This is a genomic window from Variovorax sp. RKNM96 (assembly GCF_017161115.1).
In the GTDB taxonomy this organism is placed as follows: Bacteria; Pseudomonadota; Gammaproteobacteria; order Burkholderiales; family Burkholderiaceae_C; genus Variovorax.
Window position 1 is genome coordinate 3,090,950 of the sequence record NZ_CP046508.1, and the last position, 15,457, is coordinate 3,106,406.

Annotated in this window: 15 protein-coding genes; 12 read left to right on the plus strand and 3 right to left on the minus strand. The window is 67.6% G+C overall.

Annotated elements, in window-relative coordinates; translation table 11 throughout:
* Window positions 1-16: 16 nt before the first annotated feature.
* From GNX71_RS14205 to GNX71_RS14215, 3 genes are read right to left on the minus strand one after another with little or no spacing between them, the layout of a single operon-like run.
* A complete protein-coding gene (locus GNX71_RS14205) occupies window positions 17-1,237 on the minus strand; it encodes an efflux RND transporter periplasmic adaptor subunit (RefSeq protein WP_206178906.1) in 1,221 nt (406 codons plus the stop codon).
* Window positions 1,234-2,745: an efflux transporter outer membrane subunit gene (locus GNX71_RS14210; protein WP_206178907.1), complete on the minus strand. Its 1,512-nt coding sequence runs from the start codon at window positions 2,743-2,745 to the stop codon at window positions 1,234-1,236. Before GNX71_RS14210 ends, GNX71_RS14205 begins: the two co-directional genes overlap by 4 nt.
* Window positions 2,742-3,494, minus strand: a complete 753-nt coding sequence (locus GNX71_RS14215) for a CerR family C-terminal domain-containing protein (protein WP_241027270.1) — start codon at window positions 3,492-3,494, stop codon at window positions 2,742-2,744. The genes GNX71_RS14210 and GNX71_RS14215 overlap by 4 nt, the downstream gene beginning before the upstream one ends.
* 146 nt (window positions 3,495-3,640) lie before the next feature.
* Between GNX71_RS14215 and GNX71_RS14220 the strand changes: the two genes are divergently transcribed.
* From GNX71_RS14220 to GNX71_RS14275, 12 genes are all read left to right on the plus strand, one after another.
* Window positions 3,641-5,179 carry a sigma 54-interacting transcriptional regulator gene (locus GNX71_RS14220; RefSeq protein WP_277401896.1) on the plus strand — a complete coding sequence of 513 codons (1,539 nt, stop codon included), beginning with the start codon at window positions 3,641-3,643 and terminating at the stop codon, window positions 5,177-5,179.
* 36 nt (window positions 5,180-5,215) lie between these two features.
* On the plus strand, window positions 5,216-6,334 hold the full coding sequence (locus GNX71_RS14225; protein WP_206178909.1) for a DUF4272 domain-containing protein: 1,119 nt from the start codon (window positions 5,216-5,218) through the stop codon (window positions 6,332-6,334).
* 21 nt (window positions 6,335-6,355) lie between these two features.
* Window positions 6,356-6,619 carry a hypothetical protein gene (locus tag GNX71_RS14230; protein WP_042580081.1) on the plus strand — a complete coding sequence of 88 codons (264 nt, stop codon included), beginning with the start codon at window positions 6,356-6,358 and terminating at the stop codon, window positions 6,617-6,619.
* Between the two features lie 157 nt (window positions 6,620-6,776).
* Window positions 6,777-7,964, plus strand: coding sequence for a substrate-binding domain-containing protein (locus GNX71_RS14235; RefSeq protein ID WP_206178910.1), 1,188 nt, complete (start codon window positions 6,777-6,779; stop codon window positions 7,962-7,964).
* A 179-nt stretch (window positions 7,965-8,143) separates the two neighbouring features.
* Window positions 8,144-9,592, plus strand: a complete 1,449-nt coding sequence (locus tag GNX71_RS14240) for a PHB depolymerase family esterase (protein ID WP_206178911.1) — start codon at window positions 8,144-8,146, stop codon at window positions 9,590-9,592.
* A 44-nt stretch (window positions 9,593-9,636) separates the two neighbouring features.
* Window positions 9,637-10,404, plus strand: a complete 768-nt coding sequence (locus GNX71_RS14245; protein ID WP_206178912.1) for an ABC transporter ATP-binding protein — start codon at window positions 9,637-9,639, stop codon at window positions 10,402-10,404.
* A gap of 139 nt (window positions 10,405-10,543) precedes the next feature.
* On the plus strand, window positions 10,544-11,272 hold the full coding sequence (locus GNX71_RS14250; protein WP_206178913.1) for an ABC transporter ATP-binding protein: 729 nt from the start codon (window positions 10,544-10,546) through the stop codon (window positions 11,270-11,272).
* Entirely contained in the window at window positions 11,269-12,249 is a 981-nt protein-coding gene (locus GNX71_RS14255) for a branched-chain amino acid ABC transporter permease (RefSeq protein ID WP_206178914.1), read from the plus strand. Before GNX71_RS14250 ends, GNX71_RS14255 begins: the two co-directional genes overlap by 4 nt.
* 13 nt (window positions 12,250-12,262) lie before the next feature.
* Window positions 12,263-13,330, plus strand: coding sequence for a branched-chain amino acid ABC transporter permease (locus GNX71_RS14260; RefSeq protein WP_206178915.1), 1,068 nt, complete (start codon window positions 12,263-12,265; stop codon window positions 13,328-13,330).
* Window positions 13,327-14,211: an alpha/beta hydrolase gene (locus GNX71_RS14265; RefSeq protein WP_206178916.1), complete on the plus strand. Its 885-nt coding sequence runs from the start codon at window positions 13,327-13,329 to the stop codon at window positions 14,209-14,211. The genes GNX71_RS14260 and GNX71_RS14265 overlap by 4 nt, the downstream gene beginning before the upstream one ends.
* Window positions 14,212-14,271: 60 nt before the next feature.
* On the plus strand, window positions 14,272-14,778 hold the full coding sequence (locus tag GNX71_RS14270) for a DUF1993 domain-containing protein (RefSeq protein ID WP_206179484.1): 507 nt from the start codon (window positions 14,272-14,274) through the stop codon (window positions 14,776-14,778).
* A gap of 178 nt (window positions 14,779-14,956) precedes the next feature.
* Window positions 14,957-15,457, plus strand: coding sequence for a thioredoxin family protein (locus GNX71_RS14275; RefSeq protein ID WP_206178917.1), 501 nt, complete (start codon window positions 14,957-14,959; stop codon window positions 15,455-15,457).

Consider the following 15,457-nt stretch of genomic DNA (forward strand, 5'->3'; position numbering starts at 1 on the left):
CGTGTCCTTGTTTGTCTTACTTGGCGACCGCGGCGGAGGCTGCGGATTTCGCCGGCTGGGCTGCTGTCGCTGCCGGTGCAGTTGCTGCGGCCGGCGTCGTTGCCGCCACCACGCGCACCAGATCGCCGTCGTTCAGGAAACCGGCGCCCTGCACCACGACCTGCGAGCCCTCGGGCAGCGCGCTCGTGATCTCGATGCGGTCGTTCAGCCGGCGGCCGATCTGCACCTTGATCTGCGAGACGCGGTTGTCGGGCTGCAGCACGAACACGTTGTTGAAGCCGTCGCGCGGAACGATGGAGGCCTGTGGCACCGTGGGCGCCGAGCTGCGGCCGAGTTCGAAGTCGCCGCGCGCGAACATGCCGGCCTTCACACCCGTGTTCTGCAGCACCGTGGGCAGGTCGACGTAGACCAGTGCCGCGCGCGTCTGCGGATCGACCGTGGGCGCGATGCTGCGCACCTTGCCGCGCACCTGCGCGCCGCTGGCGCTGACCACGAAGGCGGGCGTGCCGACCGCGATGCGGGCGAGTTCCGCCGAGGTGACTTCGGCGCGCCATTCGAGGCGGCCCTGACGGATCAGGCGGAAGAGCTCGGTGCCCGCCGCGACCACGCTGCCCACCGTGGCGGTGCGCGCGGAGATCACGCCGTCGTCCGGCGCCAGCACCTGCGTGTTGCGCCCGCGCACCTGCTGCGCGGCGAGCACGGCCTCGGCGGCCTCGACGCGCGCCTTGGCGGTCTGCTCGGTGGTCTGGTACTGGTTGATCTGCTGCTGGCTCAGCGCGCCGGTGGCCTGCAGCGTGCGGGCGCGCGCGGCGTTGCCGGCGGCATCGGCCGCGGTGGCGCGGGCTTCAGCGAGGGAGGCGCGCGACTGCGCGATGTCGGCCTGCACCGTCTCGGGCGAGAAGACCGCGAGCACCTGGCCCTTCTTGACCACGTCGCCCACGTTCACGCGCACTTCGGCGAGCCGCAGGCCGTTGGATTCGGAGCCGACCACGGCTTCCTGCCAGGCTGCGACGTTGCCGTTGGCCGCGAGCGTCACGGTCAGCTCGGTGGCTTCGGGCTTGGCGACGGTGACGGTGAGCGCGGGCTTGGGTGCCGATGCGCCGTCTTTTGCCTTCGCTGCCGCGGCCTGTTCGGCGGGCGTGCCCGAGGGCTTGCGCACGAGCCACACGGCCGCGACGACGACGATGACGAGCGCCAGCAGCGCGAGGATGAGGGTGGAACGCTTCATTGTTTTCATGGTGACGTCGCAACCTTGGAGGTCGAAGTGGAAGTCATTGACTGGGACGATTCGGTGCGGTTCCAGCCGCCGCCCATCGAGCGGTACAGCGAAACCCAGGCTTCGGCGCGTTCGCGCTGCAGCGTGACGCGCGCGGTCTGCGCGGCAAAGAGGGTGCGGCGCGAATCCTCCAGCTCGAACAGGCTCGCCAGGCCGCTGCTGTAGCGGGCCTGCGTGGCGTCGAAGGAGGCCTGGTAGTTCTTCACCGCGCTGTCGGCGTCGGTGCTGCGGGCGTCGGTCGCGTCGAGGTTGACGAGCGCCTCTTCGACCTCGCGCACCGCCTGCCGCACATTCGCGCGGTAGAGCGACACGGCTTCGGTGTAGCGCGCCCTGGCCGCGTCGGTGTTGGCCTTGCGGGCACCGCCGTCCAGCAGCGGCACGGTGAGCGACACCGGCCCGACCGTCCAGGTGTCCAGCGACTCGCGAAAGCCGCTGGTGCGGATCTGCATGCGGCCGATGGAGCCCGAGAGGGTGAGCTTGGGATAGCGCTCGGCCTCGGCCGAGCCCACATCGGCGCTGGCCGATGCCACGGCAAGTTCGGCCGCATACACGTCGGGCCGCTGCGACAGCGCCGCTGCCGGCACGCTCTCGATGCTGCCCATCACCACCAGCGCGCGCTGCGTGTGCGAGACCGCGAGCTTCTGCGCGAGCGTGGGTTCGTCGATGCCGCTGAGCGCCACCAGCGCCTTGCGCTGCACCGCGCACTGGGCGCGCTGTTGCGTGAGGCGGCCCGAGGCGTCGGACGCGCTGGCGCGGGCGAGGGCCGCATCGGCCGGCGCAGTGAAGCCGGCACCCGCCGAGAGGTCGGTGAGCCGCGAGGTTTCGCTGCGCGACTTGGCATCGGACTCGGACACACGCAGCTGCTGCCGGCAGGCGCGCTCGGCGAAATAGGCGTTGGCGGTTTCGGCCGCGACGGCCACGCGCGCGTCGTGCCATTTGGCGGTGGCGCTGTCGAGTTTTTGCTGAGCGGAATCGCGGTCGGCGCGCAGGCGGCCGAAAAGATCGATCTCCCACTTCGACTGAATGCCGGCCTGCAGCGTGGTGAGCGGTGCGGTGGCGGAGGCACTGCTGCTGCTGCTGCTCGACGAGGAGCCCGTGCCACCTCCGCTGAAGGAAGAGCCCGAGACGCCCCGGCTCGCCGACGCCGTGCCGTCCAGGCTGGGCAGCAGCGCCGCGCCGGCCTGCACGCGCGTGGAGCGCGCCTCGGCCACGCGCGCCGCGGCGCTCGCGAGATTGGGGCTGGCGGCTTCGGCGGCGGCGATCAGTTCGACCAGCAACGGATCGTCGAGCTGGCGCCACCAGTCGGCCAGCGATGCGAGCGAGCCGCCGTGGGGCAGGGGCGCATTCCATTGCGGGGGAAACGGTGCCTCGACCGTGGCCGGTGGGCGCATCAGGCCGCAGCCCGCGAGGCCCAGGCTCAAGCCCAGCGGGAGGAGGCTGCGGGAGGCAATCAATCGGAGTCGTCTCATGGCTTCTTTCTCGCGGCGCGTGCGGGTGCCGATGCAGGTGCAGGCGCGGTTGCGGATTTGTCGTCGTCAGCCAGCGCCTCGCGGCGTGCGGCTTCGGCCTGCACCAGCGCCATGGCGTAGACCGTGAGGCGGTCGGCCCAGGTGTCGATGCTGCGCGGCGTGCGCAGCAGCGAAGGGCGAACGGCCTCGATGAAGTCCTGGTTCACGTAGAGCTGCATCGACAGCCCCGTGATCGCGAAGGTCAGGCGGTGGATGTCGTCGTCGGCACGGTCGAGCTTGAGGTGGCGGCACAGCAGCTCGGCGATGGCGCGGTGCGGGCCCTTGATGTCGCGCTCGATTTCCTTGGCCCACTGGCTGGTCGGCTCCAGCATCTCGCGCATGTGCAGCTGGATGCATTGCCGCACGATCTCGCCCTGCTTGAGCGGCTCGATCACCGAGGTGAAGCAGATGCGCAGCGCCTCATGGAGCGTGAGGCCGGGCGTGCTGCAGATGGCGACCAGGTCGTCGGAGTCGCCGCCCATCGGCTCGGTGAAACAGGCGCCGTACAGACCGTTCTTGTCGCTGAAGTAGTAGCTGATGGCCGAGATGTTGACCCCGGCCTCGCGGGCGATCTCGCGCGTGGAGGTCTTGGCGAACCCTTTCTGCGCGAAGAGCCGCAGCGCGGTGTGCAGGAGGCGATGGCGCGCCTCGGCGCCGTCGGCGCGAGGTGCGCGGCGCGGCGTGGAAGTGATGGGATCCCTCGCGTTCATGCCCGGCATTAGACCACGGGCGAAATCAAACGATTGATTTACTTAAGGGATCCTGAAGGCTTTTTTTCCTCGGCGCCATTCCGGGGATTTCCGGCGCTGCATCGATGCCGGATTTGTTGCCTTTCGATGCACAGTACGATCCGCCCATGCCTGCTGCCCCAGCCGCTCCCCCCGCCTTGCCCCCTGCGTTGCCCCTTGATGCAGAGGGCATCCTCGCGCTCGCCGCGCGCTCGATGTTCCATCTGTTCTCCAGCATCAGCCAGGGCATGTTCCTGGTGGACAGCAGCGGGCGCATCGTCTGGGTGAACGAAGGCTACCGGCGCTTTCTGCCGGCGCTGGGCTTCTCGTCCATCGACCAGTTCCAGGGCCACATGGTCGAGGACGTGATCCCCAACACGCAGATGCGGCGCGTGCTCGAGACCGGCGAGCCGATCCTCGTGGACCTCTTGACCAACAAGGCGGGCACCTTCGTGGTCAGCCGCATTCCTCTGCGTGCGGAGAGCGATGGCCCCGAGGGCGGCGCAGGCGACGTGATCGGCGCCATCGGCATCGTGCTGTTCGACCAGCCCGAGACCACGCTGCAGCCGCTGATCAGCAAGTTCGCATTGCTGCAGCGCGACCTCGACGACGCGCGGCGCGAACTCGCGAGCCAGCGCAACAACCCGCTCTACCAGCACGCGCCCGACGGGCAGCGGCGCTCCAAGTACACATTTGCGAGCTTCATCGGCAGCAGTCCGGCGGCGGTGGAGGTGAAGCGCCATGCGCGCCGCGCGGCGCAGTCGACCAGCCCCGTGCTGCTGCTCGGAGAGACCGGCACCGGCAAGGAGCTGCTCGCGCATGCGATCCATGCGTCGTCGGCGCGCGCCAAGGGCATGTTCGTCAGCGTCAACATCGCCGCCGTGCCCGACACCTTGCTCGAAGCCGAGTTCTTCGGCTTCGCACCCGGCGCCTTCACCGGCGCCGACAGGCGAGGGCGCGAAGGCAAGTTCAAGCTGGCCGACGGCGGCAGCCTCTTCCTCGACGAGATCGGCGACATGCCGCTCGGCCTGCAGGCCAAGCTGCTGCGCGCGCTGCAAGAGGGCGAGATCGAGCCGCTCGGCTCCAACAAGCTCGTGCCCTTCGATGCCCGAGTGATCGCCGCCACTTCGCGCGACCTGCCCGAGCTGGTGCGTCGCGGCCTGTTTCGCGAAGACCTTTACTACCGCCTCAACGTGCTGCCCTTGCGCGTGCCGCCGCTGAGGGAGCGGCGCAGCGATATCCCCGCGCTGGTCGAGGCGCTCGGCGAAGACATGGCGCTGCGCAGCGGCGAGGCGCCGCCCGAGCTCACGCCCGACGCACTCGCGCTGCTCGCGGGCCAGCACTGGCGCGGCAACATCCGCGAACTGCGCAACGTGCTGGAGCAGGTGACCATGCGCAGCGATTCGCAGCGCATCGATGCCGTGCAGCTCGAACGCATCCTGCGCGAAGCCGGGCTGGAGCAGATCGAGCTGCCCGACCTGTCGCATGCAGGTGGCGATGAAGAAGCCGCGCTGCTGCGGCCCCTGGCGCAGCAGGTCGCGGAGCTGGAGCGCAAGGCCATCGCAGCGGCCATGGCGAGCACGGGCGGCAACAAGCTGGCGACATCGCGGCTGCTCGGCATTTCGCGCGCGACCTTGTATGAGCGCATGACGAACCAGGAGCGCTGAGCTCCGATCGACAACCACTGTGAGGGAGAGGATGGGATGAAGGGTCTGTTCGCGAAGCTCAAAGATGCGCTGGTGAAACCCGCGGCGCCGGCGCCAGCGGTGCAGGCGGATGCCAGCCCGCAAGAGGGGATGCTGATCAACGCGTATTGCACTTGCGCCGAGGTTCCGGCGCTCCAGTTCGCACACACGATGGCGGCGCGCCGCGACCTCTCCGATCCCGAGCTCGCCCCGCACCTCGAAGGGTTCATCGGCTATGTGCTGGGCCGCGGCAATGGCGAGATGTCGCGCAACCGCTATCACGTGATGCGGCACATCCAGCGGGTGCGACAGCACTTGAGCCTCGTCGTCGAGGATGCGCAACTCGATGCCTTTGCCGATTGGGCGGTGCAGGCCAATGCGATCCTGTTCCTGCGCGATGGAGGCATTCGCGATCCGCATGGCGAGATCCTGCTGTCCGCGAATGGCGAGGAGGGCGACGGGCGCGTCGCCGTTCCCTATCCCTCGCAGGCGTGGGAGAGAAAGGCGCGCACGGAAGCGTTTCTTTCGGCAAGACAAATGCCGCCGCCCGCACATCTGCCGCCGCTCATCTCGGAGCCCGAACTGCGATTGCGCACACCGCAGGACATCGCCGGCAGGGCGTTCGCGCTGCTTGCGGTGGCGGTACAGGCCGAGTCGGTCGCGGCCGGTGATCCGTTGCCCGTCGAGACCCTGTTCGGGCGCCTGCCATCGGCCCGGGCGCACCTGACGCCGAAGGAACTGGCTTTTCTTTCCCAGAAGGCGCCGTCAGAGTTGGAGGTCGCGCAGTTCGGCTGGCGCTACGAATGCGTGTTCCTCCTGGAATGGGTGATGGGCCTCGTGGACGAGCTGCCGTTTCCCGCCGCCATTTGCGACGTGCCGTTGACGACCCGCCTCCTGCTGGACGCGCACGACGAGCAAGCCTTGATGCGCGCGATGCGGGTGCGACCGGACAGCGAAATCCTCGACGCCCTCGACCTGCACTACCGCCTCCACTGGCTGGCACGCCAGGCCGAGCTCAAGGCACAGGCCGTGCCGGCGGGGCTCGATCCCGGCGTGATCCTCGAGCGCCACCATGTGCTGAACTGGCTGGTCCGCTTCGAGAACAAGGAATGGGATGAAGTCGATACGCCGACCTGACACCGTCGTGAGCGCCGCACCATGAGCGTCCGAGCCCTGCGCTCCACCTTCGGCCCCAACTGCCACTGGTGCGGCCTTCCCATGGACTTCGACGAGCCGCACGGCCGGCCCGAGTCCGCGACCATCGAGCATCTCGTCGACTCGACGCTGGGCGGCGTGCGCAACCAGAAGCACCGGCGCCTGGCCCATGCCATCTGCAATCACACGCGCAACGAATTCCGGATGCAGGCCGAGCGCGAGTTCCAGCGCTGGATCGCGGCGCGGCAAGCTTCTGGCAAACCCTGACTGATAAATAGACAGTTGCCTGAAATTCAGTCACACCAAGTGTTCTGAAATCAGGCGCCAAGGGCTTCTTCCCAATGAAGAAACCTTTGTTATCAATGAGTTGGGCGCGTGGCACGAACTGTGCAATATTCAGTCACCACTTTCAGGAGACATAACGATGATCCGTCGCCACCTCGTCGCGCTGGCCGCGCTTTCCGCCTGCGCCGCTGCCGCCCCCGCCTGGGCCCAGTCCAACGAAATCCGCATCGCCCACATCTACAGCAAGACCGGCGCACTGGAGGCCTACGGCAAGCAGACGCAGACCGGCTTCATGATGGGCCTCGAGTACGCCACCGGCGGCACGATGGAGGTCGCCGGCAAGAAGCTCGTGGTCATCGAGAAGGACGACCAGGGCAAGCCCGACCTGGGCAAGTCGCTGCTGGCCGCCGCGTATTCGGATGACAAGGCCGCGCTGGCCGTCGGCCCGACCGCCTCGGGCGTGGCGCTCGCGATGCTGCCGGTGGCCGAGGAATACAAGAAGATCCTGCTGGTCGAGCCCGCCGTGGCCGACTCGATCACCGGCGACAAGTGGAACAAGTACATCTTCCGCACCGGCCGCAATTCGAGCCAGGACGCGATCTCCAACGCGGTGGCGGTCGACAAGGCCGGCGTCACCGTCGCCACGCTCGCGCAGGACAACGCCTTCGGCCGCGACGGCGTGAAGGCCTTCGGCGCCGCGCTCAAGAAAGCGAAGCTGGTGCACGAGGAATACCTGCCGCCCGCGACCACCGACTTCACCGCCGGCGCGCAGCGCCTGATCGACAAGCTGAAGGACCAGCCGGGCCGCAAGATCATCTGGATCGTCTGGGCCGGCGCGGGCAACCCGTTCAAGATCGTCGACCTCGACCTCAAGCGCTACAACATCGAGATCGCCACCGGCGGCAACATCCTGCCGGCCATGGCTGCGTACAAGGCGCTGCCGGGCATGGAGGGCGCGGCGTACTACTACTTCGGCATTCCGAAGAACCCGGTGAACGAAGCGATGGTGTCGGCGCACTACAAGCAGTTCAAGACGCCGCCGGACTTCTTCACGGCCGGCGGTTTCTCGGCCGCGATGGCGGTGGTGACGGCGCTGAAGAAGACCAACGGCGACACCAACACCAACAAGCTCATCAGCACCATGGAAGGCATGAGCTTCGACACGCCCAAGGGCAAGATGACCTTCCGCAAGGAAGACCACCAGGCGATGCAGTCGATGTACCACTTCAAGATCAAGGTCGACCCGGCGTTCGCCTGGGGCGTGCCGGAGCTGGTCCACGAAATCAAGCCTGAAGAGATGGACATCCCGATCAAGAACAAGCGCTGATCGACGCAGCGCAAATCGCCCCCTGAACCGCAGCGCGCACAAGAAGCGCCGCTCCCATTTCGCCCCGGATGGCCGCCGGGCGAAGCGCCAGCCTGCGTCCGCGCGAGGCTGTCGCGCTCCACGGCCGATTCGTCAGTCTGCAAGCAAGCGTTCGATACCCACAACATTAGGAGACAGCGATGCAAGCGATGAGAAGGAACTGGAAGGGACTGGCCGCGGCTGCGGCAATGACGGTGGCGGCGCATGCCGCGATGGCGGCGGTGCCGCTGCCGGCGCTCAACGCCAATCCGGCGGAGGTGAGCGTGTCGGGCCTCTCGGCGGGCGGCTTCATGGCGGTGCAACTGCACGTGGCCTATTCGGCCACCTTCAAGCGCGGCGCCGGCATCGTGGCCGGCGGTCCGTACTACTGCGCCGAAGGCTCGGTGCTCAATGCCACGGGGCGCTGCATGACGCACAGCACCAGCATCCCGGTGTCCACGCTCGTGAGCACCACCAACAACTGGGCCGCGAGCGGCGCGATCGACCCGGTGTCGAACATGACCGGCTCGAAGGTCTACCTGTTCTCGGGCACCGCCGACAACACCGTCAAACAGGCGGTGATGGACGACCTGAAGACCTACTACCAGAGCTTCGTGCCGACCGCCAACACGGTCTACAAGAACAACCTGGGCGCGGGCCACGCGATGGTCACCGACGACTACGGCGGCTCATGCGGCACCACCGCCACGCCCTACATCAACAACTGCGGCTTCGACCTCGCGGGCGAGATCCTCACGCACCTGTACGGCCCGCTGAACCCGCGCAACAACGGCACGCTGGGCGGCACCTTCACCGAGTTCAACCAGTCGGAATTCATCACCGGCCACGGCGCGGCGGCCACGGGCTGGATCTACGTGCCGCAGGCCTGCACCACCGCCTCGTGCCGCGTGCACCTGGTGCTGCACGGCTGCAAGCAGAACTACACCGACGTGGGCGACCAGTACGTCAGGAAGACCGGCTACAACCGCTGGGCCGACACCAACAACATCGTGCTCATCTACCCGCAGACCAGCACCGCGGCCACCAACAGCTGCTGGGACTGGTGGGGCTACGACAACGCGAACTACGCGAAGAAGTCGGGCCCGCAGATGGCGGCGATGAAGGCCATGGTCGACCGCGTGACCAGCTCGGGCGGCGGCTCGTCGCTGCCGGCGCCCACCGGCGTGGGCACCTCGGGCGCGACCGCCAGCAGCATGGTGATCGGCTGGGCGGGCGTCTCGGGCGCCACCGGCTACAACGTGTACCGCGGCGGCAGCAAGGTCAACGCGGCGCCGGTCGCCGGGACCAACTACACCGACACGGGCCTCGCCGCATCCACCACCTACAGCTGGACCGTGGCCGCGCTGGACGCGAGCAACGCGCAGGGCGCGATGTCGACGGCGGCCACCGGCACCACCACCTCGAGCGGCACCGGCGGCACCTGCTACACCGCGAGCAACTACACCCACACGATGGCCGGGCGCGCCTACGCGCTGTATGGCCTGACCTATGCCTACGGCTCGGGGCAGTCGATGGGCCTGTGGAACATCTACGTCACCACCACGCTGAAGCAGACCGGCCCGAACTACTACGTGATCGGCACCTGTTGAGGCCGGTCGACATCGACACTCTTTTCTTTCTGCAATGACCAACGATGCTTGAGACCCGAGACCTGACCATCCGCTTCGGTGGGCACGTGGCCGTCAACAGTGTGAGCTGCGCTTTTGCGCCGGGCACGCTGACGGCCATCGTCGGCCCCAACGGGGCGGGCAAGACCACCTACTTCAACCTGATCTCGGGGCAGCTCAAGGCGAGCGCCGGCACGGTGTCGCTCGACGGGCAATCGCTCTCGGGCATGTCGCCGTCCGCGCGCACGCACGCGGGGCTGGGGCGGGCCTTCCAGCTCACCAACCTGTTCCCCAACCTCACGGTGCTGGAGAACGTGCGCCTGGCGGTGCAGGCCACGCGCGAGGGCGCGCATCGGCGGGGCCTCAACCTCTGGAGCATCTGGAGCGACCACAAGGCGCTGACCGAGCGCGCGGACCAGATCCTCGCGGACGTGGCGCTGAAATCGCGCGAGCACGCCACGGTTGCCAGCCTGCCGCACGGCGACCAGCGCAAGCTCGAGGTGGCGCTGCTCATGGCGCTGGAGCCCAAGGTCTTCATGTTCGACGAACCCACGGCCGGCATGAATGCGGCCGAGGCGCCGGTCATCCTCGATCTGATCCGCAAGCTCAAGCAGGACAAGACCAAGACCATCCTGCTGGTCGAGCACAAGATGGACGTGGTGCGCGAACTTGCGGACCGCATCATCGTGCTGCACAACGGCACGCTGGTGGCCGATGGCGAACCGGCCGAGGTGATCGCCTCGCCGGTGGTGCAGGAGGCCTACCTGGGCATTGCGAAGGAGGCCGCCGCATGAAGACGACCGCGATGAATTTCTCCCTCCCCTTCCGGGGGAGGGCAGGGGTGGGGGCTCGCGGCCTTCACCTCGCTGCAGCCTTGCAAGCGCCGCTTGCCCCCATCCCAGCCTTCCCCCGGAAGGGGAAGGAGCAAAGCCGATGACCGCTCCGAATCTTTTGACCCTCGAAGGCGTGCAGACGCACATCGGGGCGTACCACATCCTCCACGGCGTAGACCTCGCCGTGCCCAAGGGCCAGCTCACCATGCTGCTGGGCCGCAACGGCGCGGGAAAGACGACCACGCTGCGAACCATCATGGGCCTGTGGCATGCATCGCAAGGCCGGGTGCGCTTCGCCGACAAGGACATCACCGCGCTGCAGACGCCGCAGATCGCGGGCCTGGGCATCGCCTACGTGCCCGAGAACATGGGCATCTTCTCCGACCTCACGGTGAAAGAGAACATGCTGCTCGCCGCGCGCGCCGCGAAGAACGCTGGGCAGATCGACGACACGCGTCTGAAGTGGATCTTCAAGCTCTTTCCCGCGGTCGAGAAGTTCTGGAACCACCCGGCCGGCAAGCTCTCGGGCGGGCAGAAGCAGATGCTGGCGGTCTCGCGCGCCATCGTCGAGCCGCGCGAACTGCTCTTGATCGACGAGCCCAGCAAGGGCCTCGCGCCCGTGATGATCAACAACATGATCGACGCCTTCGCCGAACTCAAGCGCAGCGGCGTGACGATCCTGCTGGTGGAGCAGAACATCAACTTCGCCCAGCGCCTGGGCGACAACGTCGCGGTGATGGACAACGGCCGCGTGGTTCACAGCGGCTCGATGGCGGCGTTCTCCGCCGATGCGCAACTGCAGCAATCGCTGCTCGGACTGGCCCTATGAAACTCGACTTCGACTGGAAGCCGCTGCTTCTTGCTCCCATCCTCGCGCTCGTCGCGCTGCCGCTCACCGGCTCGTTCTCGACCTGGCTCACGCTCACGGTCGCGGGCCTGGCGATGGGCATGATCATCTTCATCATCGCCTCGGGCCTCACGCTGGTGTTCGGCCTCATGGACGTGCTGAACTTCGGCCACGGCGTGTTCATCGCGCTCGGTGCCTTTGTGGCGAGCAGCGTGCTCGGCCTCATGGGCGACTGGACCGGCTCGCAGGAACTCTGGCGCAACCTCGTCGCGGTGTTCCCCGCGATGCTGGTCGCGATGGCCGTCGCGGGCGCGGTCGGGTTCGCCTTCGAGCGCTTCATCGTGCGGCCCGTCTACGGCCAGCATCTGAAGCAGATCCTCATCACGATGGGCGGCATGATCATCGGCGAGGAGCTCATCAAGGTGATCTGGGGCCCGGCGCAGGTGCCGCTGCCGTTGCCCGAGGCACTGCGCGGCTCGCTGTTGATCGGCGATGCGGCCATCAGCAAATACCGGCTGCTCGCGGTGGCCGTGGGCGTGGTGGTGTTCGGCCTGCTCGCATGGACGCTCGGCCGCACCAAGATCGGCCTGCTGATCCGCGCCGGCGTGCAGGACCGCGAGATGGTCGAGTCGCTGGGCTACCGCATCGGCCGGCTCTTCGTCGGCGTGTTCGTGGTGGGCAGCGCGCTGGCCGGTCTCGGTGGCGTGATGTGGGGGCTGTTCCAGCAGAACCTCGTGCCGCAGATGGGCGCGCAGGTGAATGTGTTGATCTTCATCGTGATCATCATCGGCGGGCTGGGCTCGACGGGCGGGGCGCTCATCGGTGCGCTGCTCGTGGGCCTCATGACCAACTACATCGGCTTCCTGCTGCCCACGGTCACGCAGTTCGCGAGCATCTTCCTGATGGTGGCGGTGCTGCTGTGGCGTCCGCAGGGCGTGTACCCCGTCGCGAACCGCTGAGGAAGAAGACGACATGTTCCTGAAACGACTTCTCTCCAACGACATGCCGCGCAGCCGCCTCCTGGCGCTGCTGCTCGTGGCGCTGTTCCTCGCGCTGGCGTTCGCGCCGTTCATCTTCCCGGGCGTGAAGGCGCTCAGCGTCGCGGCCAAGATCCTGGTGTTCGTGGTGCTGGTCGCGAGCTTCGATTTGCTCCTGGGCTACACCGGCATCGTGAGCTTCGCGCACACGATGTTCTTCGGCATCGGTGCGTACGGCATCGCGATTTCCGCTTCGCGGCTCGGGCCCAACTGGGGCGCGGTGCTCGTGGGGCTGGGCGCATCGCTCGCGATCTCGCTGGTGCTCTCGTTCGCCATCGGCCTGTTCTCGTTGCGGGTGCGCGCGATCTTCTTCGCGATGATCACGTTGGCCGTGGCCTCGGCATTCCAGACGCTCGCTTCGCAGCTGTCGGACTTCACCGGCGGCGAAGACGGCCTGACCTTCAAGCTGCCCGAGCTGATCTCGCCGAGCTTCGAGTTTGCCGAGGAGCCGTTCCTCGGCGTCTCGCTCGACGGCCGGCTGCTCTGCTACTACCTGCTGTTCGTCGCGGCCGTGGTGCTGGTGCTCGCGCTGCTGCGCATCGTGAACTCGCCCTTCGGCCGCGTGCTGCAGGCCATTCGCGAGAACGAGTTCCGCGCCGAGGCCATCGGCTACCGCGTGGTGGTGTACCGCACGACGGCCGCCGTGCTGTCGGCGCTGTTTGCCACGCTGGCCGGCGCGATGCTCGCGATCTGGCTGCGCTACAACGGGCCCGACACCTCGCTGAGCTTCGAGATCATGATCGACGTGCTGCTGATCGTGGTGATCGGCGGCATGGGCACCATCTACGGCGCGGCCATCGGCGCGGTGCTGTTCGTGGTGGCGCAGAGCTACCTGCAGGACCTGCTGCGCCTGGGCAGCGAGGCGGCGAGCGGGCTGCCGTGGCTCGCTGCGCTGCTGTCGCCCGACCGCTGGTTGCTATGGCTGGGCGTGCTGTTCGTGCTGTCGGTGTATTACTTTCCGACCGGCATCGTCGGCAAGCTGCGGGCGAGGGCGGCACGATGAGCGCGCCCGTCATCCCCACATCGCACTACGCGGAACTTGCGGGCCGCGAAATCCACTGGCTCGAATGGGGCGCGCCCGATGCGCCGGTGGTCATCGCCTGGCATGGCCTTGCCCGCACCGGCCGGGACATGGATGAGTTGGCGCAGCACTTTGCCTCGCGCGGCTTTCGCGTGATCTGCCCTGACACCATCGGCCGCGGCCTCAGCCAGTGGAGCCCGCTGCCCGACGAGGAATACCAACTCTCGTTCTATGCAAAGCTCGCCAACGCGCTGTGCGACGAGCTGCGCCTCGGCCGCGTGCACTGGATCGGCACCTCGATGGGCGGCGCGATCGGCATGGTCTGCGCCTCGGGCCTGTTCGAGCCGCGCATGAAGGCGCGCATCGCGAGCCTCACGCTCAACGACAACGCGCCGCAGCTCGCGCAAGCGGCCATCGAGCGCATCCGCGCCTATGCGGGCCAGCCGCCTTCATTCGATACGGTGGCGGAGCTGGAGGTGTTCTTTCGCACCGTCTACAAGCCCTACGGCTGGCTCAGCGATGCGCAGTGGCGCCGGCTGACCGAGAGTTCCACTCGCCGCCTGCCCGACGGCCGCGTGACGCCGCACTACGACCCGGCGATGGTCCGGCAGTTCAGCGCACACGACAACGACTACCTGATCTGGCCGCACTACGACCTGATCGACGTGCCGGTGCTGTGCCTGCGCGGCGCCGAGTCGGACCTGGTGCTGCCCGAGGTGGTCGAGGAGATGCGGCACCGCGGGCCGGGCGCCGAGGGGCGGCTGCAGGTCATTGAAATCCAGGGGTGCGGTCACGCGCCGGCGCTCAACGTGCCCGAACAACTGGAGCCCATCGAAGGGTTTATCCGCGCCGCCGGTCGCTGAATGCAAGGCGGCAGCACAATCGCCGCCGGCTTCAACCACTACGACAAGGCTCACCTCACCATGGCGCTCTCGATGTACGACATTTCGGTCCCGGTCTTCACCCGCGGACTCGGCCAGCTCACCCACCTGTTCGACAAGAGCCTGGCGCATGCCAAGGCCAACGGCATCGACACCGCCACGCTGGTCGACGCGCGCCTGGCGCCCGACATGCTCACGCTGGCCGGCCAGGTCCAGCGCGCGAGCGATGCATCCAAGCTCGGCGCCGCACGCATCGCGGGCATCACGGCACCCAGCTTTCCCGACGAGGAAAAGACCTGGGACGACTTGCTGGCCCGCATCCGCAAGACCCAGGATTTCCTCGCGACCGTGGACCGTGCCCTGATCGACGGCCAGGAAGAGCGCCCTGTGACCATCAAGCAGCGCGAAGGCGAGGTGACCTTCCCCGCGCAGCGCTACCTGCTGCAGTTCGCGCTGCCCAATTTCTTCTTCCACGTGACCACGGCCTACGACGTGCTGCGCCACAGCGGCATGCCGGTCGGCAAGCTGGACTACCTCGGCAAGTTCTGAGCGCCGTTCGTCACGGCTTCGCGACAAACTTCAAATTGCCGTGACACATGCGCGCCCGCCCGGCGCGCGCCCAACAATCGCGGCAGACCGCTGTCGGTCTGACACGAACGGGGTTGCGATCATGGGCAAGTTGCTGTCGAGAAGGGCGTTTTCAGGTCTCGCCGCAGGTGCGGCGGCGATGGCCGGTTGGCCGATGCAGGGCGCGCTCGCCGCATCGCCGGGCCTCAAGGACTACGGCCGCGCGCCCGAGTTCGCGGGCATCGAGAAATGGCTCAACTCGGGCCCGCTCACGATGCAGGGGCTCGCGGGCAAGGTGGTGCTGGTCGACTTCTGGACCTACACCTGCATCAACTGCATCCGCACGCTGCCGCACGTGGTGCGCTGGTACGAGACGTACAAGGACCAGGGCTTCGTCGTCGTGGGCGTGCACTCGCCGGAGTTCGCCTACGAGCGGTCGACCCGCAACGTGCAGGACGCGATCGAGCGTTTCAACATCCGCTACCCGGTGGCGCAGGACAACGGCTTCGCGACCTGGAAGGCCTACGGCAACCAGTACTGGCCGGCGTTCTATCTGGTCGACGCCAAGGGGCAGGTGATGCGCCAGCACTTCGGCGAGGGCGAGTACGCCGAGATGGAGGCTGCGATCCAGGCGCTGCTGGCCCGCAAGGCAGCGGGCTGA